This window comes from Mycobacterium sp. OTB74 (assembly GCF_029892685.1).
In the GTDB taxonomy this organism is placed as follows: Bacteria; Actinomycetota; Actinomycetes; order Mycobacteriales; family Mycobacteriaceae; genus Mycobacterium.
This window is the reverse complement of record NZ_JARXVD010000002.1, coordinates 362787-388898: the sequence shown is the minus strand read 5'-3', so window position 1 is coordinate 388898 and position 26112 is coordinate 362787. Positions and strand designations below refer to the sequence as shown.

Here is a 26112-nt window from a genome sequence, read left to right as displayed (position 1 = left end):
AACCGCAGTCTCGACACCTTCTACTCAGCTGCAGGGAGCGAGGGTGCCTCTGCGGCCGGGGTTTCCGTCGGCTGTTCGGCAGACTCGGTTGCCTCTGGCTCTTGCAATGACTCCTCTGATGGCGCTTCGGCCGGCGCATCCGAATCGGGCAGCTGAGAGGCGAGGTGCCCCGCAAGCTCGCCCAGGGTCGGGTAGTCGAAAATCGCGGTCGGGCTGATGTCGAACTTGCCTCCGAACTGGCCGAACAACCGGTTGCGGAGTTCGACCGCCATCAGAGAGTCGGTCCCCAGATCCAGGAACCGGCTGGTTGCGGCGGGCGGCTGGGCGAGCCGCAGGAAGCCCTGTACCTCGCGCTGCAGGAACTCTGTGATGAATCCGGCCCGCTGGCTCACGGGAATTTCCTGCAACTGGCGAAGCAGCTCGCTGTCGCCGGTCGCCGCGGCAGCGTCGCTGGGCAGCACGTGGTCGAGCAGCGGCGGCCGGATCCCGCCGAGCATCTTTGCCGCGCGCTGCCAGTTTGCCTTGAGGACGGTCGCTTGACCGGTGCCGTGGCGGATCACCTCGCCGAGTGCGCTGAGGGCTGCCGAGGGCTCCAGCGGCATCATGCCTTGGGCGCTCAGATTGGCCATCGCGGCCTGTGAGCTGGCCATGCCGCCGCGGCCCCAGGGCCCGAAGTTGACGGAGGTCGCGGGCAGGCCCTGCGCCATACGGTGCGCAACGAGTCCGTCGAGCAGCGCATTGGCGGTGGCGTAGTTGGCCTGGGCCGGAGAACCCAGCACCGCCGAAGCCGACGAGAACACGATGAAGAACTCGAGGTCGTCGTCCTGCGTCAACCGATGGAGGTGAAGCGCGCCGAAGGCCTTGGGGCCCAAGGTCGTCCGGAATCGTTCGAGATTCTGCTGCGGTATCAGCGCGTCGTCGAGTACGCCGGCCAGGTGTGCCACACCGGCCAATGGCGGCAGTTCCGTCCGGATCTGGTCCAGCAGCTTCGTGAGTTCGGCCTCGTTGCCGACGTCTGCGGACAAGACGTGAACCCGGCAGTGGAAGCGCTCGATCATGGCGGCAATGGCACGTTGTGCGTCGGCACCCGGTTCTCGCCGGCTGGTCAACACAATGTCGCCGGCGCCGAGTTGAGCCAGGTAGGCCGCCGTATGCAAGCCGAGCGCGCCGAGGCCGCCGGTGACCAGATAACTCCGATCACCGCGTGGGGCAAGCGGTTTCGGCATCTGGACGACGATCTTGCCGATGTGCCGCGCCTGCTGCATCCGGCGGAACGCGGTTTTGGCTTCGGTCAGCGGATAGACCTCGGCAGGCACCGGCGTCCATTCGCCCTTGGCCAGCCCCTCCGATACCTCGGACATCAGCTTTCGGATGTGCTCGGGGTCCGTCATCATCGTCACGTCCAGCGCGATGACCTCGTACTCGATGTCGGGACGCACCGCGGCCATTTGTTCGGGAGTCCAGATATCGCGCTTGGCGATCTCGGCGAACCGGCCGCCCTTGGCGGTGGCCCGCACCGTTGCCTCGATGAAGCCCGCATTGGTCAGGCTGTTGAGCACGACGTCGACGCCCTCGCCGTTGGTGTCGGCGAGAATCTGACCGGCGAAATCTGTTGAGCGCGAGTCGTAGACGTGCTCCACACCCATCGCCCGCAGCGTCGCGCGCTTGTAGGCGCTCGCGGTGGCGAAGACTGTCGCACCGTGCTGTCGGGCCATTTGGACCGCCGCCAGGCCCACGCCGCCACTGGCGGCATGGATCAGTACCCGGTCGCCGGGCTTGAGCTTCGCCCAGTCGAACGCGAGCCGTACCGTCAGGGCGGCAGCGGGCAGCGTCGCGGCATCGACTGCGGTGATGCCGTCCGGTACCACGGCCAGCAACTGCTCCGGCACGTTCAGTCGGCTGGCGAATGCTCCTTGCATGGATCCGAAGACCCGTTGTCCCACTTCGAATCCGGTTACATCAGAACCCAATTCAGTGATCACACCGCAGAGGTCACCGCCGATCGGCCCGGGATCGCCCGGGTACAGACCCAGCACGTTGAGCACATCGCGGAAGTTGAGGCCGGCGGCTTCGATCCGGACCTGAACCTCGTTGGCGGCGGGCGGGGTCACCTCTTTCTCGGTCAATCGCAGGTTGTCGATCGCACCGCGTTCGGTAGGCGCCAGTTCGTAGTCACTCGAGCGGGGCATCGGGAGATGACCGCTACGCGACCAATGCATCAGCCTGGGCACCAGGAATCGCCCTTGCCGCAACGCGATTTCGGACTCGCTCAGCGGCGTGCCCAGCACACCCGCCAGCCAGTTCGCGGCGCCGTCGCATCCGTCGTGGTCGATCAACCGGCAGCGTAAGGTCGGTTGCTCGACGATGATCGTGCGCCCGAGGCCCCAGAGCGCGGCCTGTGCGGGGTCTACCGGCTCACCGGGCTCGGTCGCCACGGCTCGTTCGGTGACGATCCACAGCCCGCCGCTGAGGTTCAGCTTGTCTTCGGCCAGAGCGCTGTGCACTGCCCCGAGCAGCGTGCCAACCTCGGCCTCCAGACGTGCCTCGAGTTCGGGTGTTGCCGCGTCGGTATCTGGACGGTCGGCACTGCGCCAGACGATCCCGGTGACCGGTGCGCCGCGTTCTGCGGCTTGCGCGAATGCCTGCTGCCACGCTTGCGCATCCAAGGACTGATCCAGGACGACTGCCCCTGGCAGGGCGGTCGCGAGTTCATCGAATCCGGCGACCAGCCAGGTGCCACCGGCGTTGTTGGCGCCACCGGCATCGCCGCCGGGTGCGGCGCCCTCCTGCCAGCCCACGGTGTACAGCAGTCGGGTGGTGTCGCCGCCCAGACCGCGCAGCAGTGCCTCGCGAGGCGCACGCTTGACGGTGAACTCGCTGATGCCGCCCAGTCGATTGCCGGCCCGATCCACGAAATCGATGTCGAAGACCTGGGTTTCGCCGGTGACCTCGGCCTCATGCCAACGCGCCCGGCAGTAGAACCGCCGTGGCATCCGCTCGCGTAACTCGACTTGCCCGTAACGCAGTGGCAAGAACAGGTCGTGCATGCCGTGTTCGACAGCGAGCAGCGCGGGGAATGCGGGGAAGGCAACGCCGGTGCAGAGGTCCAGTAGCACTGGGTGGATCGGTTCGGAACTCAGATGTTCGGCGAGCTCGTCACCGATGGAGACATCGCCGATGGCCTCCCTGTCGCCGACCCACAACGACTTCAGCGAGGTGGACCAGGTTGGGCCCCAGGACAATTCCATGTCGCTGAAAGTCTCGAACAGTTGCTGCGGGCGGAGTCGCTCGAACTTCTCGACGACCTCGTCCACCGGGGTGGGTGTGCCGTCTGTGGCAATAGCCTCGTCAACGCCGCTGAGCAAGGTGCCATCGGCGTTCAACGACCACTCGGCTTCTCGAACCCCGTTGGGTCGGCTGTGCACCTGGAACTTCCAGCCGTCCTCGACCGGACGCAGGGTTAGCTGCGTCTCGCGAGAAGCCTTCTCGGGCAGGATAATCGGTTCGTAGAAGAAGACTTCCTTGACCCGGGCCGGGGCTCCGGCCGCAGCCAGAGCCATCGCCGCGTAGGTCGCACCCGGGACGACGACGGTGCCGTAGATGACGTGGTGGGCCAGCCACGGTTGCGTCTTGACCGACAGCACATTGCTGTAGATCGTGTCACCGCTCGCCAGATCCTTTGCACTGCCCAGGATTCCGGATGCCGACACCGCGCCGGAACTCATGCCGACGACACCAGTGGTCTTGGGCCAGAAGCGGCGGCGTTGGAACGGGTAGGTGGGTAGTTCCAGTCGCTGTCCCTGTGCGCGGCCCTTGGCGGCGAAGTCCGGCCGGTGCCCGCAGATGTAGGTCGTGGCAAGCGCTTCGGCGATCTGCCGCTGTGCGTTGGCACCCTTGCGCAGTGAAGCGATCGCCCGGGGCGCCTCCGCGGAGTCGGGCCAGACACCCAGAGCGGCTGCGGTCAGGATCGGTTGCGGACCGATCTCCATCAGCACCGAGCACCCCAGCGCCGCAACGGTGCGAACGCTTTCGGTGAACTGCACCGGCTGGCGCGAGTGCCGCCGCCAATAGGGTGCGTCGAGCGGTGTCCCGGCAGTGAGCACTGCCCCGGTCCGGTTGCAGACCAACGGCAGGGTCGGGACTGCGAACTCGAATTGCTTTGCAAACGACTCGAATTCGTCGAGCACCGGATCCAGCAATTCTGAGTGGAAGGCGTGACTGGTCTCCAGCCAGGTGCACCGCGAGCCATCCTCGCTGCAAGCCGCGACGATTTGTTCCAGATCCTCGCCAGGGCCCGACAGCACGGTGTTGCGCCCGTTGTAAGCACCGACCGAGACGCGCGGGAACGCGTCGGCGGCCCGTTCCACGTACTCGGGGTCGGCGAAGACCGCGACCATGCGACCGCCGGCGGGCAGGCTACCGAAGAGTCGGCCGCGTTCGGCGATCAGCCTGGCCCCGTCTTCGAGGCTGAACACGCCGGCCACGCAGGCAGCCGCGTACTGGCCGACGCTGTGCCCCAGCACCACGTCGGGTTCGATGCCCCACGACTGCCACAACCGGGCCAGACCCATTTCTACGGCGAAGATCGCCGGCTGGGCAAACGAGGTGTGGCGCAAGGTTTCTGCGGCTTCCCGGCCGGTATCGAAGATCACCTCCAGAAGCGGGCGGGGGAGGATGCCGTCGACAGCCTCCGCGCACTGCCGGACGGTATCGGCGAAGACCGGTTCGGTGTCGAACAACTCGCGCGCCATGCCGGGATACTGGCTGCCCTGTCCGGGGAAGAACCACGCGGTGGTCGGTGGGTCGGTGCATTCGCCACGGAGCACACCTGGCCGGAGGCGGTTCGCCACCAAATCCTGGAGCAGTCCCTTGGCTTCGTGAACGGAGTTGGTTACCACCACGGCCCGGTGTTCGAAGTGCGATCGTCCCGCGCCGGCGGTATAGCAGACATCGGCGATCGAGGCCTCTGGGTTTGCGTCCAGCCACGCCTGGTATTGCTGCGCCAACGCCACGAGTCCCTGCGAAGACCGTGCGGAAAGCGGCAGTATGCAAACCGGCTCACGTTGGACGTCAGTGGTTTCCGGTGCGTCAGCCGGCAAATCCCCGCCCGGGGTCGTCGACTGTGCCGGGGCCTCTTCGAGCAGGACATGCGCGTTGGTGCCGGTGAATCCGAAGGAACTGACGCCGGCCCGCCGCGGGCGGCCATTGGTGCGCCATGGTGTCGCCTGGTCCACGACCTGAACGGGCAGCGAGTCCCACGGAATGTGCGGTGACGGGTTCTGGAAGTGAAGGTTCTGCGGCAGCAGTTCGTTCTGCAGCGATAACACGACCTTGACCAGACCGGCGACACCCGCTGCGGACTCGAGGTGCCCGATGTTGGTCTTGGCCGTGCCCATCAGCAGCGGCCGGTTCGGATCCCGGCCCGCGCCGTAGACGGCGGCAGCGGCCTGAACTTCGATCGGGTCGCCCAGAGGGGTGCCGGTGCCGTGCGCTTCGAGGTAGTCGATGTCGGCACCGGTGAGGCCGGCGCGCGCCAGCGTTGTGTTGATAAGCCGTTGCTGTGCACCACCATTGGGCACGGTCAAGCCGCTCGATGCGCCGTCCTGGTTGACCGCGCTGCTGCGGATGACCGCGCAGATCAGGTCTCCGTCGCGCTGCGCATCGCTGAGCCTCTTGAGCACGAGGACACCGCAGCCCTCACCGCGGACGTAGCCGTCGGCGGAGGCGTCGAACGTCTTGCACCGGCCGTCGGGTGCCAGCATCCGGGCGCGGGAGGCGGCAACGATGGACGCCGGGCTCAACAGGACGTTCACGCCACCGGCCAGGGCCATGTCGCAATCGCCCGAGCGCAGGGCCTGGCTGGCTTGGTGGACTGCGACCAGCGAGGAGCTGCATGCCGTGTCCACGGCAACCGCGGGCCCTTCGAGGCCGAGGGTGAAGGCGACCCGGCCCGAGATGGCGTTGAGCGCATTGCCGGTGATGAAGTGGGCTTCGAGGTTCTCGACGGAGTTGCCCGACAGCAGGTGAGAGTACTCGTTGGCGCCGACGCCAATGAATACGCCAGTTCGACTGCCGCGCAACGAGGCTGGTGCGTAGCCTGCTCTTTCCAGGCCCTCCCAGGCGATTTCGAGCATCAGGCGTTGCTGCGGGTCGATCCAGATGGCCTCACGCGGGGAAATACCGAAGAATTCGGGATCGAAACCGTCGACGCTGTCGAGATATCCGCCCGAGCGCGTGTAGATCTTTCCCGGTGTCTGCTGATCCGGGTCGTAGAACTCGTCGATGTCGAAGCGGTCTTCGGGGATCTCGCGGATCGCGTCGACGCCGTCAGACAGCACCTGCCAGTAGGCATCTGGATTCGGTGAGCCCGGGAAACGGCAGGCGACCGAGATGATTGCGATGGGCTCGTCAGCGGCCGTCGCGGGGGAGACAGGCTGAGCGGTGGCCTTGGCGCCGACCCGCTCATTGAGGTTGAGTATGTCGTCGAGCAGGTAGTCCGCCACGTCGGTCAGACGCGGATGGTCCATGGCGAGGGTCGCCGGCAGTCCCGCGCCAAAGGCATGTTCCAGCTTGCGGCGCAGTTCGATGGCCATCAGGGAATCCATGCCGAGGTCGAAAAAGCCGGTCTCCTCGCGGATTTCGGCCGCGTCGATACTCGTCACCTCAGCGACGGCATCGCGCAGATACTCCAGCACGAGCTTCTTGCGCTGTTGCACCGGAGCTGCGATGAGCTGCTCGACCAGTCGGGTGTTGCCGGTTGGACCAGTGGCGCCGACCGCCGATACCGATTCGGGAACTTCGGCGGCCAGCCCGGCCAGCAGTGCACGCGGCCCGGCCTGCAGGTAAATGGGCAGGAACCGAGCCCAGTCCAGCCGCGCAACGACAGCTTGGGCCGGCCGATCGGTGCCGTCGGCCGCCATGGCGTCAGCCATTCCGGCCAGGGCATCGGCGGGCCGCAGGGTGCGGACCCCGCGGCGGTCGAGCTGCGCGCGAGATTCGGCATCGGCCATACCTGCCGACCAGGGGCCGAAGTTGACGCTCAGCCCGGGGATCCCCTGCTCGCGCAGTCGCCAGGCCAGCCCGTCAAGGAAGGCGTTGGCCGCGCTGTAGGCCGTCTGGCCGTAGCTGCCCCACACCGCGGAGATGGACGAGGTGCACAGGAAGAAGTCCAGCTGTAGCTCTGCGCTCGCCTCGCTCAGATACCAAGCACCCCAGACCTTTCCGGAAAACACTCGATCCACGTCGGAGTCTTCGAGGGTGGTCAACGGGGTGGTGCTGTTCTCACCTGCGGCATGCACGATGCCGGCCAGCGGCGGCAGATCGGCCCGCACCGTTGCCAGGAGGCGTGCGACGTCGTGCGGGTTGGCGACATCGGCCGTGATCACCCGGGCTTCACACTGGTGCTGTTCGCGTAGCGCGTCGAGGCGGCTCTGTGCGGCTTCGCCGGGCGCTCGTCGGCTGGTCAACACCAGTTGCCGGGCGCCGTGTGCAGCTAGGTAACCGGCGATTTCCAAACCGAGGGACCCAAGCCCGCCGGTAATCAGATATGTTGCATCGGAACGTAATTCCAGCGTCTTGGGGTTGGGCTGGCTGGTACGCCGAACCAGTCGGGGGACATGAACCCCGGACGCCCGCAGCGCGAGTTGGTCCTCGCCGCGCGGCGCCGCGATCACCTGCATGAGCAGTCGTGACCAGTTGTCGGAGTCGGTGCTGGTGCCGGCCAGATCCGCCAGGCCGCCCCAGATTTGCGGGTATTCGAGTGCGGCCGATCGGCAGAATCCCCACAGGCTGGTCTGCTCGGGTGACACCGAATCGGTGTCGATAACCCGTTGCGCGCCACGGGTTATCACCCAGATGGGCGAGCGCAGTTCGGCTGCGGCCGTGGCGCGCAACAACCGCTGGGTGCCGCCGAGGACGCGATGTTGCATCCGCAGCACCGACTGCATCGAGGGTGCACCTTCGGTGTCGAGTGCCGCGATGTGCAGGATGCGGGCCGTGGGCTCGTCGTCGACCGCGGCGCGCAATTCCGCTTCGAGTCGCTGCTCGTCTGTATCCGACACCGGCAGTCCGAGCACGCGGTGCCGATGGCCCTGCCCAGACAGCGCGTCCAGCAGAGGCGCCGGAACTTCGGAACCGTCGGCGATGAGGATCCAAGCGGAACCTTCGCGGCCGTCGGCGGCTGCCCCTGACTGTTCCCAACGGATCTCGTAGCGGGCATCGGCAATCGACTGCGCGTTGCGTTGCTGATTATGTTGTGCAGCAAGCCTGTTCAGCACCTCCGCGGTGGTCAGGCTGGTGCCTGAACCATCGAGCAGTGCGGCGAGCTCGTCGATCTGCCCGTCCTCGAGCAGTCGGACCGCATCGGTGCGCATACCCACGCCCTGCTGAGCAGTAGTGGACGGCTGAATCCGCTTGTCGCGGAACCAGAATGGCCGACGCTGGAACGGATAGGTGGGCAGATCGAACTTATGAGCGGAACCCTGCCGGACTGCCGCGAAGTCGGGGAGGTGGCCTGCGGTGTAGGCAGCGGCCAGGGCTTCGGTGACCTGGCGATGGTCGGCGCCCTTACGGCGCAGGGACGCAACCGCCTGTGGGGTTGTCGCGGGGTCCGGCCAGGCCCGCAAGGCTGCAGCGGTCAACACCGGCTGCGGACCGACTTCGAGCAACACGGCGCAGCCGAGTTCGGCCAGAGTCGCCACGCTCTTGGCGAATTCGACCGGCTGCCGCGCATGACGGCGCCAGTATGCGCCGTCCAGTTTGGCGTTACGGCCCAGCGCCGCCCCGGTCCGGTTGCACACGAGAATCCGCTGCGGCGCGCCGAATTCGAATTGACCTGCGTAGGACTCGAATTCGTCGAGTGCCGGATCCAGCAGCGCAGAGTGGAAGGCGTGGCTGGTGTCGAGCCAGTCGCACCGCACACCGTCGGAGGTCAGCCCGGCTACCGCGCGTTCCAGGTCCGCCGCGGGCCCGGACAGCACAGTGTTGGCACCGTTGTAGGCGGCCACCGACAGGCTGGGGTGCTCATCGGTAAGGCGCTCGACGCGCTCGGCGGCAGCGAAGATTGCGGCCATCCGCCCACCCGCAGGCAGATTTCCGAACAGCCTGCCCCGCTCGGCGAGCAGTCGCGCGCCGTCCTCGATGCTGAACACCCCGGCAACACATGCCGCTGAGTACTGACCCACGCTGTGCCCGAGCACCACATCCGGTTCGAAGCCCCAGGACTGCCAGAGCCGGGCGAGCCCCATCTCCACCGCGAACAGTGCCGGCTGGGCGTAGTTGGTCTGCCGCAGGGTGTCCTCCCCGTCGGCGTCGAAAATGATGTCCAGCAACGGCTTTCCTGTATATCCACCGTCGCTTCGCTCGCCCCGGCAAATGTCCGCAACCTCGTCCGCGCACCGGGTCATGGTTTCGGCGAATATCGGCTCGATGTCGAACAGTTCCTTTGCCATGCCTGCGTACTGGCTGCCCTGACCTGGGAACAGCCAGGCCGTCTTCGGTTTGTCGGAACTGTTGCCCCGCACCAGACCTGTTGCCGGGCGATCGTCGGCAAGTGCGTCGAGCAACTCGCGGGCTGAATCCGTCGAATTGACCACCAGCGCGGCTCGATGCTCGAAGTGGGCGCGACCGGCTCCGGCGGTGAGGCACACGTCAGCCAAGGTGGCCTCCGGATGCTCGCTCAACCAGTCGCGGTAGTCCTCGGCGGACTGCAACAAGGCAGCCGGCGTGCGGGCCGACAGCGGCAGCACCATGAACCGCCGGTCGTCGGGTTGCTCGGTGGCGGCCTCGCCTGAGGGGACGGGAGCCTCCTCAATGAGGACGTGCGCGTTGGTGCCGGAGAACCCGAACGAGCTGACGCCCGCGACGCGTGGCCGGTCGCCGCGTTCCCAGGCAGTGGCCTCGTCGACGACCCGCACCGGGATCCGATCCCACGGGATGTGTGGCGACGGCTTCTGGAAGTGCAGATGCTTCGGCAGTTCCTGGTTCTCCAAAGACAGGACCACCTTGATGATCCCGGCGACTCCGGCGGCAGCTTCCAGGTGCCCGATGTTCGTCTTGACCGACCCGATCAGCAGTGGCTGGTCGGCGTCGCGTCTGGGACTGTATGCCGCGGCTGCGGCCTGGACCTCGATCGGATCACCCAGGGAGGTGCCGGTGCCGTGTGCCTCCAGGTAGCCGACGTCGCCCGGCGCCAGTTTGGCGCGGTCGAGTGCTGCGGCAATAACCCGTTGCTGGGCAACACCATTGGGCACGGTCAAGCCACCGGAGGCGCCGTCTTGGTTGATGGCGCTGCCACGGATGACGGCCCGGATCCGGTCACCGTCGCGAATCGCGTCCTCCAGCCGCTTCACCACGATGACGCCGCAGCCTTCACCGCGTACGTAACCGTCCGCGGATGCGTCGAACGTCTTGCATTTGCCGTCCGGAGCCAGCATGCGCGACTGCGAGAACGTGATCATGGTCGCGGGACTGAGGATGACGTTGGCTCCGCCGGCCAGTGCGAGGTCGCACTCGCCAAGCTGAAGCGCCTGGCATGCCTGATGGATGGCCACCAACGACGAACTGCACGCGGTGTCGACGGTGACCGCGGGGCCCTGCAGGCCCAGTCGGTAACTGATCCGGCCCGCGGCGGCCGCAGCGGAGGTACCTATGGCCATGTAGGCCTCGATCTCGGGGTAGGTCAACTCACTGGAGGCCATGCCCAGGTAGTCGTGGGTGGCCAGTCCCACGAACACGCCGGTCCGGGTGTTGGCCAGCGCAGAGGGAGCCGTACCGGAGTGTTCCACCGCCCGCCAGGCCATCTCGAGTAGCAGCCGTTGCTGCGGGTCCAGCATCTTGGCTTCGCGGGTCGACACTCCGAAGAACGCCGCATCGAAACCTGTTGCGTCGTCTATGAAGCCGGCTCGGCGGGTGACGATCTTCCCGCGGGCGTCAGGATCCGAGTCGAAGAATTCGTCGACATTCCATCGGTCTTCGGGGACTTCGGATACCGCGTCCCTGCCGTCGCGCAGGATTTCCCAGAATGCGTCCGTATCGTCGGCCCCGGGAAAACGTGCCGCGTAGCCGATGATCGCGAATCGCGACGACTGCTCCGTCTGAGGTTCGGTGTTTGCCATCAAATTGTCCCCCTGCGTCGGGTTCGGTGAAGTGCCGATGTCGTGCAGGAGACCGCTTCAGCGGTAGAACCATCTTCCGAACGGCCACGGCCAGCGCATCTTTCGATATCGACGACTGGCTCGCCTCCCGTTGGGTCAGTATTGCACGCGCGTTGCTGAAGGTGGAGCTTTCCTGTCAGTTGTCGCAGTGCCCTGGCAGCGGACGGTCAGGACGGATTCAGCTGGATGCCGCTGTATCGAGCTGAGCCCAGCTAACATTCGCACCATGCCGATCCGGGCGTGGCGGCGGCCATCGCAATCCCGGGGTATGTTGATGAAGCTGGCAGCGTTGCGGACCACAGTGGCAGCCGTTCAAATTTTCGGGAGGGGAAGCTTGCAGATCGGGAAGATTACGATCGGCACAATCGATGATTGGTCGCCGAGGCCAGGGGTTGTGACATCCTGGCACCCGACGAATGCGGCTATGGAAAAGGCGCGGCAAGCGCCTGTCAGTGCGGTGCCGGTCAGCTATATGCAGGCTCAGCATATTCGTGGCGTCTACAAACAGGAAGCTGCCGGGCTCGACTATTCACGGCAGATCATCGCTACGTGTGAAGTGGCTGGTCATTGCGATATTTCAGCGATGAATCAGGGGCTCAACGCATATTTGCGGCGCCACGATACGTATCGGAGTTGGTTCGAGTACGACGGTTCCGGCGACATTGTCAGACGCACTATTCCCGATCCTTCCGATATTGAATTCGAGCCGATAGTCAACGGTGAAATGGGCGCTGAAGAAGCGCGCAACCACATCGTGGATATACCGAGTCCCCTGGAATGGGGTTGCTTCTCTTTCGGCATTGTTCAGGGCGAGGACAGCTTTAATTTTTATGCAAGTATCGACCACGTTCACGGGGATGCGGCGTTGATCGGGATCACCATGCTCGAGGCCCACGGTATGTACACCTCATTGACCGATACTGGCCAACCGATGGCGATGCCAGATGCCGGCAGCTTTGACGAATTCTGTCTCCACGAGCGCGAGTCCACGTCGGTTTTGACGCTGGATTCGCCTGAGGTCCAAGCATGGGTCGAGTTTGCGGAGAACAACAATGGCACTCTTCCCGAGTTCCCGTTGCCGCTGGGCGACCCGACTGAACCGACCGTTGCAGACATGGTCGGAGAAATGTTGTTGGACGCCGAACAGACCGAAAGATTCGAGGAGGCTTGCGCCGCGGCGAGTGCCCGGTTCGTCGGCGGATTGTTTGCCTGCACGGCCATGGCAGAACATGAATTAACCGGGGCTGCAACATATTACGGCCTCACCCCGAGGGACACACGCAGGACCACGGACAATTTCATGACCCAGGGTTGGTTCACCGGCTTGGTGCCGATCACCGTCCCTATCGCCGCGACCACATTCGCTGAAGCAGCGTGGACTGCGCAGGCTTCTTTTGATTCAGGTCAGAGCTTGGCGCGGGTTCCGTACTACCGCGTTCTGGAATTGGTGCCGTGGTTGGACAACCCCCGCCCGAACTTTCCGGTCTCGAACTTCTTACATGGTGGCGCCGCGCCACTCAATGCCATACTCGCCGCGACCGAGTTGGGCTATGCCGACAATATCGGGATCTACTCCGACGGACGATTCTCGTATCAACTGACGGTCTATATATTCCGATACGACGGCGGCACGGTCATGGAGGTCATGTTCCCGGATAACCCGGTGGCCCAGAAGTCGGTCGCCCGATACATAGCGGTGATGAAGGCTGTGTGTAAGCGGGTCGCCGACACAGGGCAGTGGTGACATGCTGCTGACACCTATGAGCGGATTGCGCGGCTAGAACCCATGACAGAGAGCACCGGGTCCACCCGATTGCACGGATCGAAGGTGGGAGCGATGTGCGACGGCTAGCCGATTTCGTGGTGCGGTGGCCATGGGCGCTGGTCGGGCTCTGGGTTGCGCTGGCCGTTGCACTGCCCTTGACTTTCCCGAGCCTGAACGAGATGGCGCAGAAACATCCGCTGTCCATGCTGCCGGCTGACGCGCCCTCGAGTGTCGCGGCCCGGCAGATGAACGAGGCATTCCAGGAACCGGGTTCAGATGATCTGCTGATAGTGGTCCTGACCGACGAGCGCGGCCTCGACAAGAATCATGAGGTCACCTACCGCAAGTTGGTGGGGGCGCTGCGTGACGATCAGCGCGACGTCGTGATGTTGCAGGATTTTGTCGAGACACCGGCCCTGCGTTCGTTTATGACGAGCAAGGACAACAAGTCCTGGGTCGTGCCGGTCGGGTTGGCCGGTGCGTTGGGCACTCCGCAGTCATATGCGGCCTTCAATCGGGTCGCCGGCATCGTCAAGCAGCAGACCGCGGGCAGTCCGCTCGAAGTACATCTGTCCGGACCGGCGGCCACCGTCGCCGACCTGACCGTCGCGGGCGAACACGACCGGTTGCCGATCGAGATCGCGATCGGTGTCCTGGTGCTTCTCGTCCTCTTGGTTGTGTACCGCAATCCGGTCACCATGCTGTTGCCGCTTGCCGGCATCGGAATGTCCCTGGTGATCGCGCAGTCGGTGGTCGCCGGGTTGTCCCAGCTGACCGGCTTGGGTGTGTCGAACCAGGCGATCATCCTGCTGAGCGCGATGATCGCCGGTGCGGGAACGGATTACGCCGTCTTTTTGATCAGCCGCTATCACGACTATGTGCGGCAGAGCGCAAGTTCCGACCCTGGCGGCAGTGTCGACGCCGACGATGTCGACACCGATGATGCGGTGCGATGGGCGTTGACCTCGGTCGGCAAGGTGATCACCGCCTCCGCAGCGACGGTGGGAGTTACCTTTCTCGGAATCAGTTTTGCCCGGATGGGGGTGTTCTCCACTGTCGGCGTGTCGTCGGCGATCGGGGTCGGGGTTGCGTATCTCGCCGCACTCACATTGCTGCCGGCGATCCTCGTGATCGTCGGACCGCGGGGCTGGATCAAGCCGCGGCGGGAACTGACTGCGCAGTTGTGGCGCCGCTCCGGAATCCGCATTGTGCGCCGGCCGCGAGTGCACCTTGTCGCCAGTCTGCTGGTGCTGTTCGTGCTGGCCAGTCTCGCGGGCTTCGCACACTACAACTACGACGATCGCAAGGCCGTCGCGGCCGGGGCTCCGAGTTCGGTGGGGTACGCCGCGCTGGAACGCCACTTCAACCTCAACCAATCCATCCCGTCGTACGTTCTGGTCCGGTCTCCGCATGACCTGCGCACCCCCCAGGCGCTGGCCGACTTGGAGCAGATGGCCTCCCGGATCAGCCAGTTGCCGAATATCGCCATGGTCAGTGGCATTACCCGCCCACTGGGAACGGTGCCGCCGGAATTCCGGGCCACCTATCAGGCGGGCATCGTCGGTGATCGACTCTCCGACGGGTCGAACCAGATCGCCCAGCGGGCCAGTGATCTGAACCGACTGGCCAAGGGCGCCAACACCTTGTCGAGCAACCTCGGTGATGTGCGCGGCCAGGTCAACCAGATCGCCGCGAGTATCCAGTCGACCATCGATGCGTTCTCGGCGATGAAGGGCCAGTATGGCGGCGAGAAACTGGTGAAGAACGTCGAGGTCGCGGCCCAGCTCATCAACTCTGTCAACAAGCTGGGCAACACCCTCGGCCTGAACTACACCGCGGCCAAGGACATGTTCGCCTGGGTGGGTCCGGTGCTGGCCGCCCTCCAGGGCAACGTCACCTGCGACCTGGATCCGTCGTGCGCCGAAACCCGCGGCCATTTTCAGCGCCTGGAAGACGCACGTCAAGACGGAACCATCGACGAAATCAACCAACTGGCCGGGCAATTGCAGTCCATGCAGGACAAACAGAGCCTCAACGCCTCGCTGAACCAACTCAATGCTGCTCTGGCCAACCTCACCAAGGTGATGCACTCGATGGGGATGGACACCCCGGAGGGTGCGCAGGCCAATCTGGCCAAGCTGCGGCAAGGCGCCGATCGCTCCGCAAGCGGGAGTCGGGAAGTGTCCAACGGGGTCGACGAAGTCGTCGACCAGATCAAGCTGATGCGTACCGGGCTCGAACAGGCGGGGGCGTTCCTGCTGTCCATGAAGCACAATGCCGCCGGGCCTTCCATGGCAGGGTTCAACATCCCGCCGGAAGTGCTGCAGTTGGATGCCTTCAAGTCGGCCGCCAAGATGTTCATCTCGCCCGATGGGCACTCGGTGCGGTACCTGGTGCTCACCAAACTCGATCCGTTCAGTTCCGCGGCGATGGATCAGGTCAACGAAATCCGGGACACCGCCCACGGAGCACAGCCGAACACCACACTGGCCGATGCCTCGGTATCGATGGGCGGATACCCGGTCGCGTTGCGGGACACCCGCGACTACTACCGGGACGACATCAGGTTCATCATCATCATGACCGTCGCGGTCGTTCTCCTGATCCTGATGCTGCTGTTGCGTTCGCTGGTTGCCCCGTTGTATTTGGTTGGCTCAGTGGTGATTTCGTATTTCGCAGCCCTCGGCATCGGGGTGGCGACTTTCCAATTCCTGTTACACCAGCCGTTGCATTGGACGGTGCCACCTTTGGCGTTCGTGGTGCTGGTCTCGGTTGGCGCGGACTACAACATGCTGTTCGTTTCACGAATGCGTGATGAATCTCCACATGGCATGCGCTACGGCATCATTCGGACCCTGACCTCGACCGGCGGTGTCATCACCGCGGCCGGTTTGATCTTCGCCGCGTCGATGTGGGGCCTGTTGTCCTCCAGCATCGGTACCGTGGTTCAGGGTGGGTTCGTCATCGGCGCTGGGATTCTGCTGGACACCTTCTTGGTGCGGACCATCACGGTGCCCGCTATGGCTACGCTGGTCGGAAAGGCGAACTGGTGGCCATCACGACCGAGATCGCAGGGGAGCAGTCAGGCATGAAGAAGCTAGTCGCCACGGTTACCGCGCTGTTGACCCTAGGTACCGCAGGGCCTTTCGCTTTCGGGATCGCGGCGGCGGATGACGGGTTGACGGACCCGGTGTCACCCGACGGCGCGTCACCGCTGGGCACGCCGGGTAGGGGGTACGCGCTGGGCGGGGCGCACGTCATGGGAATTCCCTACGACGAATACATCCGGCGAACGGGTGCGGCCTGGTTCCCGGGTCTGGATCGGCAGATCGTCAACTATCCGGCGGGGCAGGTTCAGGGCCACGTGCTCGGCCGATTGATCCCGGGTATCGACAAAATCGATGCCCAGATGCCCGTCGCCGGACTGGACGGCCCGAGCATCGGCGAGTCGGTCGATGTCGGTGAGGGCAACCTGGAGAACGCGATCCGGTCCGGCGGGAAGGGTACCGCTATCGGCCTGTCCGAGGGCGCGATGGTGCTGCACGCCGTGCAGGACAGGCTGGCAAGTGACCCGACCGCTCCGCCGCAGAACGAGTTGTCCTTTGCGACATATGGCGACCCGCTGGGGGTCAATCCCTGGAGTCAGAGCTTCCTTCAGCAGAACTTCCCCGTCGGTAGCGTCGTGCCCGCACTTGACTACACGATGAAACCACCGGTTGAAAGTCAGTACGACACTTACCAATTCGTTTCCGCGTACGACAGCATCGCCGACTGGCCGGACCGGCCGGACAATCTGATGGCGCTGTTGAACGCGGTCGTCGGTTTGGCGACGGGTCACACCGCGGTGGCGTTCACCAATCCGAGCAATGTGCCGCCGCAGAACGTGGTGACGACTGTCAACTCGCGCGGCGCGAAAACCACGACGTACCTGATTCCTGAGCAGCACCTGCCGTTGGTGGTGCCGTTCAAGTATCTCGGCATGTCCGAAGCCGACATGAACCATCTCGACCAGGTCATGAAACCCATGGTCGATTCCGGATATTCGCGTAACGATGATCCGGCAACCGCTCCGATCGAGGTGGATCCGGTGCACGGCTATGACCCTGCGGCGGTCACCGCGCCGGCCACCCAGGCCGCCTTCGGTGGCGGTGCCGATCCGGTTTCGCAGCTGATGTCGAGTTTGCAGTACGTACTGAACCACGGCCCCAGCGACCATTGATCACGTAGCGGGGCGCCGCGACGCCCCGCTACTCCGGTTATGCGTCCAGTCGTACGAACTGATCGTGCCGGTGCTGTTCCGCGCAGGCCGCACGACGGATCTTGCCGCTGGTAGTGGTCGGGATCGACCCTGGCTCGACCAGCACGATATCGGCGACCTGCAAACCGTGCGAACGTGAAATCGCCGCTATCACATCGTTTTTGATGATGTCGAGGTCTTCCGCGCCGGCGTTGCCCGCATGATTCTTCAGCTCGACTATGGTCACCAGCTTCTCGGTCTCCTCGTCCGGCACCGCGATGGCAGCCACCCGGCCGCGGGTGATCTTGCGTACCGTCGCTTCGATGTCCTCGGAGTAGTGATTGCGGCCCCGCACAATCAGCATGTCCTTGATACGTCCCACGATGAACAGATCATCTTCGGAGATGAAGCCCTGGTCCCCGGTACGAAGCCAACCAGTCTCAGGGACCTCTGCGTGCGGTGCCACGAGCGTCGCGTCGAATGCGGACCCGGTCTGCTCGGGTTTGCGCCAGTAGCCCGCGGAGACATTCTCGCCGTGGGTCCAGATTTCGCCGACGATGCCGTTCGGACATGGTTGGCAGGTGTCGGCGTTGACGATCTGCACCAGGGGTGAGGCCGGCAGCCGGTACTGCAGCAGCGGCGCACCGCCGGGTTTGCGCACAGCGGTGCCTTGGGACAGCTCGTCGGCGTCGAACTCGACAACTTTCGGGGCCAAGCCGCCACCGCCGCTTGCGACGTACACCGTGGCCTCGGCGAGCCCATACGACGGGGCCACCATCTCAGGGCGGAAACCGACGGGAGCAAGACGCTCGTTGAACTTGACCAGGGTGTCCGGGTGGATGCGTTCGGCTCCGTTGATGATGCCGATGACCCCGCTGAGATCAAGGTTTTCCAGCTCGGCGTCGGTGGTCCGCCTGGCGGTGAGGTCGAAAGCAAAGTTGGGCGCGCCCGACCAGGGTTTCTCGTGCCGGGCCATGGTGTGCAGCCAGCGCGCCGGGCGGGTCAGGAACGCGATGGGGCTCATCAGATCGGCCAGGTGCCCGCTGAGGATCGGTGCAGCGATCCCCAGCATCAGTCCCATGTCGTGATAGAACGGCAGCCAGGAGACCAGGCTGGCTCCCTGCGGGAACCGGCCACCGTAGTGGGCCAGGTACTCGGCCATCAGCTGGTCGAAATTTATGTGCAGGTTGCGGTGCGAGATCATCACGCCGGCCGGCAGCCGCGTCGACCCCGAGGTGTACTGCAAGTAGGCGATATCCGGGCCTTCGGGTACCTCCGAGCTGACAGGGGCGTCCGCGTCGAGATGCAGGGTGTCCACGGCGATCGTGGCGATCACGGCGGCGCCGTCGTCCACATACTGCGCGGCTATCTCGAACACTGCGGAGGTGGTCAGCACCACCGTCGGCGACGTGTCGGTGACCACGGCGCTGACCCGCTCGTCGTGCGACCCCGGCACCGGAACCGACAACGGGACCGCGATGAAACCAGCCTGCATCGCACCGAGGAACGCCACGATGTAAGCCAGCCCCTGGGGTGCGATGATCAGCGCCCGGTCACCGGGCGAACCATTTTGGCTGACAACGTCCGCGACGTTCAGGGTCCGGCGGTAAAGCTGTGACCAGGTGAGGGTTTCGGCGACGCCGTCGGGGTCAATGTCGTACTCGGTGAACCTGAAGGCGAGTTCGTCTGGAGTGCGGTCAGCGCGTTCGCGAAGTACTGACAGGATTGACGCGTTCGGCATGGCGCCAGGCTACCCACAATCGTTGTGCTGACTCGGCAATGGTGGTCTCGTAGTTTGGCCGGCGAGGTCAGGACCACCCAGAAGGTGCACTCACAGACCGGCAAACCCCGCGAGCAGCAGCACAGCGCCGACGATGGCCATCAGTGTGGCGACGCGACGTCGGCGCTCCGTCCGCAGCCAGTTGTGCAAGACAGCCAGTGCGTCGCGGGTGCGGTCCGGGGCCACCAGGTAGGAGATCAGCGGCATCTCCACCAGTCCGAACGCCACCACGTTGAACAGCAGCAGGGCACCGAACTGGGTGCTGGCCGCGGCGCCGGAGGCGACGATGAGCGTCAGCGCGGCCAGATAGTCGACGGACGGCAGCGCGATACCGAGGCCTGCAACCCCAGACGTCCACGGTGAATGGTTACCCGCCATGAGTCGGATGCGCGCCTCGAACCGTCCGGGCTCCCTGTCGGGGCTTGGCCGCCCCAGGCCGGTCGCAGCGCTTGCGTAGACCACGGCAGCGAGCGCCAGCACCAACGCACCCACCACCAATTGCACTCTGGGCAGGGTGAAGTGTGCGGACCGCAAAACCGGTCGCAGGACGAACAGCACCGTCACGCCTACGGTGAGGCCCATGGCGAAACCGCCGGCCAAAAAGGTGAGTAGGTGCAGCAGCGGCCGTGGCCGGTTGAGCATCAGGATCGCCATCCCGACACGGAATGGTTCCAGGCTGACCGCGGCGGCCATCACCAGGAGCGGGATCCACATGAGGAGCCAGGTTACTGCCCCCATGTGCTGACGCGGGGACGTCATCTAAGCGCTGCGCGCTTGATGATCCGTTCTGCGCCCGCGCAGTGGGACCCTGTCGAGCGTCCGCCGATGCGAGTGAATATGGTCGTGTCATGAACGGCACAGATCTCAGCCCGACCACCCTGCGCGAGGCGTTCGGATGTTTCCCGATCGGGGTCGTCGCCATCGCCGCGGAAGTCGAGGGGATCAAGGTGGGGCTGGCTGCTAGCACCTTTGTCCCGGTCTCTCTGGATCCGCCGCTGGTGTCGTTCTGTATCCAAAACAGCTCGACCACTTGGCCCAAGCTCAAGGACCTGCCGGCGCTGGGCATCAGCGTGCTGGGCGAGGGGCACCACGAGGTGGCTCGCACCCTCGCCGCCAAGACCGGTGACCGATTCGCCGGTATGGAGACAGAGTCGCGGGAAAGCGGGGCGCTCTTCATCCACGGCACCAGCGTCTGGCTGGAGACCTCAATCGCGCAGCTTGTCCCGGCCGGCGACCACACCATCGTGGTGCTGGCGATCAGCGACATCGTCGCCAATCCGGACGTTGCGCCGATTGTGTTCCACCGCAGCGCATTCCGGCGGCTGGAAGCGTAACCAACCGTGCGATTTGTGCACGAAAAAGTGCGCTCACGGAGCTAAATAGTGCACAAATCACTGTCAGGGACGGGCGGCCAGTTCCTGCCGGTAGCCGGCAACGCGCTGCTCGAGTTCGGCGGCGTCGTCGGGCCTGCCTTCTTTGCGGGCTAGGTCCGCGCGGAGCGAAAGTTCGCGGATCGCGGTCCGAATATCGTTGACGCTCTTGGTTTCTTGGCTCATACGGCTGCCTTCTTTGCGGATTGGCTGCACTTCAAGCACTGGACTTCAAGTGGTTTCGAGCCTACGCCGATCAGCAATACCCGCCACCTCGGAAAATGAAACGGCTACGAGAGTCAATGACCCTCGCAGCCGTCTCGGGTGTGGCGACACACCGGCAGGCGTGCCGCCGAAAAGCTATCGCCTGAACAGCTTGTTGCCCAGCCAGACGATCGGGTCGTACTTGCGGTCGGCGACGCGCTCCTTCATCGGGATCAACGCGTTGTCGGTGATCTTGATGTGCTCGGGGCACACCTCGGTGCAGCACTTGGTGATGTTGCAGTAGCCAAGACCGAACTCGTCCTGTGCCATGTCCTTGCGGTCCAGGGTGTCCAGCGGATGCATGTCCAGTTCGGCGACACGCATCAGGAACCGGGGCCCGGCGAACGCCTGCTTGTTCTCCTCGTGGTCACGCACCACGTGGCAGGTGTTCTGGCACAGGAAGCACTCGATGCACTTGCGGAACTCCTGCGACCGCTCGACGTCCTCCTGCTGCATCCGGTACTCGCCCGGCTTCAGATCCTTCGGCGGCGCGAAAGACGGTATCTGGCGTGCCTTTTCGTAGTTGAACGACACGTCGGTCACCAGGTCGCGCATCACGGGGAAGGCCCGCAGCGGGGTGATGGTCACGGTTTCGTTGGGATCGAACGTCGACATCCGGGTCATGCACATCAGCCGCGGACGGCCGTTGACCTCGGCCGAGCACGACCCGCACTTGCCGGCCTTGCAGTTCCACCGGACCGCCAGATCGGGCGCCTGCGTGGCCTGGATGCGGTGGATGATGTCGAGCACCACCTCACCGTCGTTGACCTCGACCTTGAAGTCATCGAGTCCGCCGCCGGTGTCGTCGCCGCGCCAGACCCGCAGGTTGGCTTGGTAGCTGGTGCTCATCACTTGCTCCATTCCGGATGGGTGGCCAGTTCGGCGTCGGTGTAGTACTTCTCCAGTTCGGACAGCTCGAAGCAGGCCTGCAGCTCGACGGGCATCGCCAGCTGCTGCTCCGGGGTGACGGTGACCGAGGGAACAATCGAGTCCCCGGCTCCCGTTGTATCGGCCCGGCACACCAGCAGGGTGTTGCGCCAGTCGGCATTCATCTCCGGATAGTCGTCGCGGGTGTGGCCACCGCGGCTCTCGGTGCGAGCCAGCGCGGCCTGCGCAACACATTCGCTGACCAGCAGCATGTTGCGCATGTCGACGGCCAGGTGCCAGCCGGGGTTGAACTGGCGGTGTCCTTCGACGGTGATGTTGTGCATGCGGTGCTTGAGCTCATCGAGCTTCAGCAGCGCCTGCTCGATCTCGTCCTTGGTGCGGATGATGCCGACCAGGTCGTTCATCGCCTGCTGCAGCTCGGTGTGCAGGGTGTACGGGTTTTCCGCGCTGGGGTGTTCGTCGAAGGGCGCCAACGCTTCTTGCGATGCGGTGGCCAGCGCCTCGTCGGACACCGTCGGCCGCTCGGGCAGTGCCTTGACGTACTCGGCTGCACCAAGGCCGGCCCGCCGGCCGAACACCAGCAGGTCGGACAGGGAGTTGCCGCCGAGCCGGTTCGAGCCGTGCATACCGCCGGAGCACTCACCCGCGGCGAACAGGCCCGGGGTCCGGGCTGCGCCGGAGTCCGGGTCCACCTCAATGCCACCCATGACGTAGTGGCAGGTCGGACCGACCTCCATCTCGTCCTTGGTGATATCGACCTCTGCCAGCTCCATGAACTGGTGGTACATGGACGGCAGCCGCCGCTTGATCTCGTCGGTGGGGATACGCGAAGCGATGTCCAGGTACACGCCGCCGTGCGGGGTGCCGCGACCGGCCTTCACCTCGGAGTTGATGGCGCGGGCCACCTCGTCGCGGGGCAGCAGGTCGGGGGTACGGCGCGCGGAGTCGTTGTCCTTGAGCCACTGGTCGGCTTCTTCTTCGGTCTCGGCGTACTGCCCCTTGAACACCGAGGGGATGTAGTCGAACATGAAGCGCTTGCCCTCGGAGTTCTTGAGCACTCCGCCGTCGCCGCGCACACCTTCGGTGACCAGGATGCCCTTCACCGAGGGCGGCCAGACCATGCCGGTCGGGTGGAACTGGATGAACTCCATGTTGATCAGCGTGGCGCCGGCGCGCAGCGCCAGGGCGTGTCCGTCGCCGGTGTACTCCCAGGAGTTGGACGACACCTTGAACGACTTGCCGATACCGCCGGTCGCCAGGACCACCGCGGGTGCCTCGAAGAGTACGAAGCGGCCGGACTCGCGCCAGTAGCCGAACGCGCCGGCGATCTTGTCCCCATCTTTGACCAGCTCGGTGATGGTGCACTCGTGGAACACCTTGATCCGGGCCTCGTAGTCGCCGGTCTGGGCGTAGTCCTCCTGCTGCAGCGAGACGATTTTCTGCTGCATGGTGCGGATGATCTCCAGGCCGGTGCGGTCACCGACGTGCGCCAGTCGCGGGTAGGTGTGGCCACCGAAGTTGCGCTGGCTGATCCGGCCGTCCTTGGTCCGGTCGAACAGTGCGCCATAGGTTTCCAGCTCCCAGACCCGGTCCGGAGCCTCTTTGGCGTGCAGCTCGGCCATCCGCCAGTTGTTCAGGAACTTGCCGCCGCGCATGGTGTCACCGAAGTGCACCTTCCAGTTGTCCTTCTCGTTGGCGTTGCGCATCGAGGCGGCACAGCCGCCCTCGGCCATCACGGTGTGGGCCTTTCCGAACAAGGACTTGCACACCACCGCGACGCGCAGGCCCTGTTCCCGGGCCTCGATGACAGCGCGCAGTCCAGCCCCGCCGGCGCCGATCACGACAACGTCGTATTCGTGCCGTTCGAGTTCAGCCATGAAATAACTCCAAATAGTTGTGAATTGCGTTGAGATTCAAGGGGTTTAGATGAGGTGCCCGACAAATCGCAGATCCCAGTTGGGGTGCATCGAGATCAGCATGATGTAGAAGTCCGTGAACATCAGCGTGCCGAGGGTGATCCAGGCGTACAGCTTGTGCCGGGTGTTCAGCTTGCTGACCTGAGTCCAAATCCAGTACCGCACAGGGTGTTTGGAGAAGTGCTTGAGCCGGCCACCGGTGACGTGGCGGCACGAGTGGCAGGACAGGGTGTACACCCACAGCATCACGACGTTGACGAGCAAGACGATGTTGCCCAGACCAAAGCCGAAGCCCTGCGGCGATTGGAAGGCGATGATCGCGTCGTAGGTGTTGATCACCGAGATGAGGCCGGCGATGTAGAAGAAGTACCGGTGCGTGTTCTGGATGATCAGCGGGAACCGCGTCTCACCGGTGTACTTGGCGTGCGGTTCGGCGACAGCGCAGGCCGTCGGGGACTGCCACACCGTGCGGTAGTAGGCGCCGCGGTAGTAGTAGCAGGTCAACCGGAACAGCAGCAGGAAGGGCAGGGACAGCGCCGCATACGGCAGCCACCACACATCGGGCAGGAATTGTGGCCAGAAGTGGCTGGCCTCGGGGATGCAGCCCTTGCTGACGCACGGCGAGTAGAACGGCGTCAGGTAGTGGAACTCTTTGACGTAGTAGTTCTGCTGCAGGAAGGCCCGCACCGTCGCGTAGATGACGAAGGCGGCGAAACCCAGGTCGATGAGGATCGGGGATTTCAGCCAGTTGTCAGTACGAAGGGTGCGCTCTGGAATCTGCGCACGCGTCGGGGAGAAGACGCCGGTACCGGGACGGTTGGCGGCGGGTGCGCTCACTAGTGAAAGCCTCGATTCCAATTGCGGTCGCGCTGAGCTGTGTCAGCTTCCGGTGGTGGATGGTGGTACGGGGCCATGCCGAACTCTGTCTGCCCGGCCCCGCCTGGCGGCGATCAGCCGCCGACACCGCCGTCTTGGACGTCGCGCCAGAAGTCGCTGGAGTAGTCGTGATCGGGTATCCCGATTTTCTCCGTGGCCTGATGCTGATGCTTGATACCTCGGCTGAACTCCAGTTCTTCGGTATCGATATCGAGTCGGTCGATATCGTTGAGCAGGCGTTCAGCGTCGTTCGCTATGCGCCGCATAGCGGGGGAATCCCCGTATTTGGCGGCCAGCGAGGTGACGCAGCGACGCAGACTCCCGATGAGTTCGTGCAGTTCGGCGAGCTCGGTAGTGGTGGACATCAGGGCGACCTCCTTGGGCTGAAGGTGTCACGGATCACAGTACGACACCGGATGCTAGTCACAACCGGAGATGAAAGTGAGACGGATCACGTTGAAGGTAGGTTGGGTCCATGTCGAATGAGGTCTTGGCACAGCGCGCTGCGGCGCTGTTGACGCTGCATAAGCGGGGTAACCCGGTCATCCTGCCGACGGTGTGGGATGCCTGGTCGGCGACGTTAGCGGTGGCCTGCGGCTTCCGGGCGCTGACCGTCGGCAGCCACCCAGTGGCGGATTCGGTGGGCAAGCCCGATGGCGAGGGCATGTTGTTCGAGGACCTGACCACGCGGGTTGGGCAGATCACCTCAGCAGTGCCGGTGCCGGTGTCGGTCGACGTCGAATCCGGGTACGGAGAGCCGGCGCAGCGGATCATCGACGGTTTGCTGGCTGCAGGCGCGGTGGGCCTCAACATTGAGGACACCGTGCACAAGGAGGGCAAGCGTCTGCGCGAACCGCAGGAGCATGCCGACCTGGTCGCCGAGTTGCGAAGAGCGGCAGATGCGTCCGGTGTTCATGTGGTGATCAATGCCCGCACCGACCTGTTTCTGCGGCAGGACGGCGACGAAGCTGACCGGGTGGAGCGAGCGGTGGCGCGGCTGAAGTTGTGCGCGCAGGCCGGGGCCGACTGCCTCTACCCGGTCGGCCGACACGACGCCGAAACGCTGCAGAGGCTGACCACCGAACTGCCGTTGCCGGTCAACGCCATTGCGGTTCCGGATGCGGACGACCCGGCCACCTTCGGGCCGCTGGGTGTTGGCCGCATCAGCTTCGGGCCGTTCCTGCAGCGTGCATTGTCCGCCCGGGCCGAGGAGATTCTGGCCCGCTGGCGTTAGCTGTTTTGCACTGCCCTGGTAGCTGCCGGCGGTGTGGAGCGTTTCCGTAGGTCTGTAGCTGTCCGTACTATCCGGACGATGGGCAATGACGACCAGGGCCAAGAGGCCCTCGCATGGGTCGGCGGCATTGCCGCGGCGGTGCTGCTGATCGTGCTGATCTACCAGGTGGTTCAGACCTCGGAGGATTCCGAACAGCAAGGGCCGGTGGGGCCGGTCCCGACGGCAACGCATTCTTCGACCACCTCACGAATTCCCACGACAACAACGACGACGACCACGACGACGCCAACCACCACGTCGAGCGAGACCACCACCACGGACACCGATACTTCGGAGTCCTCGACGACCTCGGTGTCGCCAACCAGCACCTATCCGTTTACAACCACGACCACGGCCACCACGATTTACAACCCGTACGCTCCCAACACCACCGTCCCCCCAGCCGGCGTGGGTTAATTCCCGCCCTTTCCCGCCGAAAGGGACAAACGGGCCGCAAAGTGCGAGAAAAAGCAGCCAAAGCGTCGTTTTCGGCGCGCCGGCTCACACCGGGGCCGCGTGAGCGGTGAGAAGAGCGTGACGGTCGATTCACACTCGGCGCCATCAACCGCAATATCGGCTTCCTACCTTTC

At 64.6% G+C, this 26112-nt stretch carries 14 protein-coding genes; 6 read left to right on the top strand and 8 right to left on the bottom strand.

Going from position 1 to position 26112, the window contains the following annotated elements; genetic code table 11:
* Window positions 1-20 precede the first annotated feature (20 nt).
* The gene (locus M2432_RS04950; RefSeq protein WP_280825629.1) at window positions 21-11114 is read right to left on the bottom strand and encodes a type I polyketide synthase; all 11094 of its coding nucleotides are present in this window, start codon (window positions 11112-11114) and stop codon (window positions 21-23) included.
* 373 nt (window positions 11115-11487) lie between these two features.
* Between M2432_RS04950 and M2432_RS04945 the strand changes: the two genes are divergently transcribed.
* From M2432_RS04945 to pe, 3 genes are all read left to right on the top strand, one after another.
* The gene (locus M2432_RS04945; RefSeq protein WP_280825757.1) at window positions 11488-12897 is read left to right on the top strand and encodes a condensation domain-containing protein; all 1410 of its coding nucleotides are present in this window, start codon (window positions 11488-11490) and stop codon (window positions 12895-12897) included.
* Between the two features lie 95 nt (window positions 12898-12992).
* Entirely contained in the window at window positions 12993-16010 is a 3018-nt protein-coding gene (locus M2432_RS04940) for an RND family transporter (protein WP_280825628.1), read from the top strand.
* The gene (gene pe / locus M2432_RS04935) at window positions 16007-17137 is read left to right on the top strand and encodes an acyltransferase PE (RefSeq protein WP_280825756.1); all 1131 of its coding nucleotides are present in this window, start codon (window positions 16007-16009) and stop codon (window positions 17135-17137) included. Before M2432_RS04940 ends, pe begins: the two co-directional genes overlap by 4 nt.
* Before the next feature lie 37 nt (window positions 17138-17174).
* Here the strand turns inward: pe and M2432_RS04930 are convergent, their stop codons facing one another.
* Entirely contained in the window at window positions 17175-18896 is a 1722-nt protein-coding gene (locus tag M2432_RS04930) for an AMP-binding protein (RefSeq protein WP_280825627.1), read from the bottom strand.
* 90 nt (window positions 18897-18986) lie between these two features.
* Window positions 18987-19649 (bottom strand): GAP family protein, encoded by a 663-nt coding sequence (locus tag M2432_RS04925; protein ID WP_280825626.1) that lies wholly within the window; start codon window positions 19647-19649, stop codon window positions 18987-18989.
* Between the two features lie 134 nt (window positions 19650-19783).
* On the opposite strand from M2432_RS04925, the gene M2432_RS04920 reads away from it, so the two are divergent.
* On the top strand, window positions 19784-20269 hold the full coding sequence (locus M2432_RS04920) for a flavin reductase family protein (protein WP_280825625.1): 486 nt from the start codon (window positions 19784-19786) through the stop codon (window positions 20267-20269).
* A 63-nt stretch (window positions 20270-20332) separates the two neighbouring features.
* Here M2432_RS04920 and M2432_RS04915 read toward each other — a convergent pair whose 3' ends face one another.
* The 5 genes from M2432_RS04915 to M2432_RS04895 form a co-directional block, all read right to left on the bottom strand.
* On the bottom strand, window positions 20333-20491 hold the full coding sequence (locus M2432_RS04915; RefSeq protein WP_280825624.1) for a hypothetical protein: 159 nt from the start codon (window positions 20489-20491) through the stop codon (window positions 20333-20335).
* A 174-nt stretch (window positions 20492-20665) separates the two neighbouring features.
* Entirely contained in the window at window positions 20666-21418 is a 753-nt protein-coding gene (locus M2432_RS04910) for a succinate dehydrogenase/fumarate reductase iron-sulfur subunit (RefSeq protein ID WP_280825623.1), read from the bottom strand.
* On the bottom strand, window positions 21418-23334 hold the full coding sequence (locus M2432_RS04905; protein ID WP_280825622.1) for a fumarate reductase/succinate dehydrogenase flavoprotein subunit: 1917 nt from the start codon (window positions 23332-23334) through the stop codon (window positions 21418-21420). Before M2432_RS04905 ends, M2432_RS04910 begins: the two co-directional genes overlap by 1 nt.
* A 45-nt stretch (window positions 23335-23379) precedes the next feature.
* A complete protein-coding gene (locus M2432_RS04900; protein WP_280825621.1) occupies window positions 23380-24210 on the bottom strand; it encodes a hypothetical protein in 831 nt (276 codons plus the stop codon).
* A 113-nt stretch (window positions 24211-24323) separates the two neighbouring features.
* Window positions 24324-24614: a hypothetical protein gene (locus M2432_RS04895; RefSeq protein ID WP_280825620.1), complete on the bottom strand. Its 291-nt coding sequence runs from the start codon at window positions 24612-24614 to the stop codon at window positions 24324-24326.
* 110 nt (window positions 24615-24724) lie between these two features.
* On the opposite strand from M2432_RS04895, the gene M2432_RS04890 reads away from it, so the two are divergent.
* Window positions 24725-25483: an isocitrate lyase/phosphoenolpyruvate mutase family protein gene (locus tag M2432_RS04890; RefSeq protein ID WP_280825619.1), complete on the top strand. Its 759-nt coding sequence runs from the start codon at window positions 24725-24727 to the stop codon at window positions 25481-25483.
* Between the two features lie 78 nt (window positions 25484-25561).
* Window positions 25562-25939 (top strand): hypothetical protein, encoded by a 378-nt coding sequence (locus tag M2432_RS04885; RefSeq protein WP_280825618.1) that lies wholly within the window; start codon window positions 25562-25564, stop codon window positions 25937-25939.
* The last annotated feature ends 173 nt before the right edge of the window (window positions 25940-26112 follow it).

Excerpts from the sequence above, each read along its gene's own strand:
- M2432_RS04950 (WP_280825629.1), bottom strand. The coding sequence starts at position 11,114 with ATGGCAAACACCGAACCTCAGACGGAGCAGTCGTCGCGATTCGCGATC.
- pe (WP_280825756.1), top strand. The coding sequence starts at position 16,007 with ATGAAGAAGCTAGTCGCCACGGTTACCGCGCTGTTGACCCTAGGTACC.
- M2432_RS04930 (WP_280825627.1), bottom strand. The coding sequence starts at position 18,896 with ATGCCGAACGCGTCAATCCTGTCAGTACTTCGCGAACGCGCTGACCGC.
- M2432_RS04925 (WP_280825626.1), bottom strand. The coding sequence starts at position 19,649 with ATGTGGATCCCGCTCCTGGTGATGGCCGCCGCGGTCAGCCTGGAACCA.
- M2432_RS04920 (WP_280825625.1), top strand. The coding sequence starts at position 19,784 with ATGAACGGCACAGATCTCAGCCCGACCACCCTGCGCGAGGCGTTCGGA.
- M2432_RS04915 (WP_280825624.1), bottom strand. The coding sequence starts at position 20,491 with ATGAGCCAAGAAACCAAGAGCGTCAACGATATTCGGACCGCGATCCGC.
- M2432_RS04910 (WP_280825623.1), bottom strand. The coding sequence starts at position 21,418 with ATGAGCACCAGCTACCAAGCCAACCTGCGGGTCTGGCGCGGCGACGAC.
- M2432_RS04905 (WP_280825622.1), bottom strand. The coding sequence starts at position 23,334 with ATGGCTGAACTCGAACGGCACGAATACGACGTTGTCGTGATCGGCGCC.
- M2432_RS04895 (WP_280825620.1), bottom strand. The coding sequence starts at position 24,614 with ATGTCCACCACTACCGAGCTCGCCGAACTGCACGAACTCATCGGGAGT.
- M2432_RS04890 (WP_280825619.1), top strand. The coding sequence starts at position 24,725 with ATGTCGAATGAGGTCTTGGCACAGCGCGCTGCGGCGCTGTTGACGCTG.
- M2432_RS04885 (WP_280825618.1), top strand. The coding sequence starts at position 25,562 with ATGGGCAATGACGACCAGGGCCAAGAGGCCCTCGCATGGGTCGGCGGC.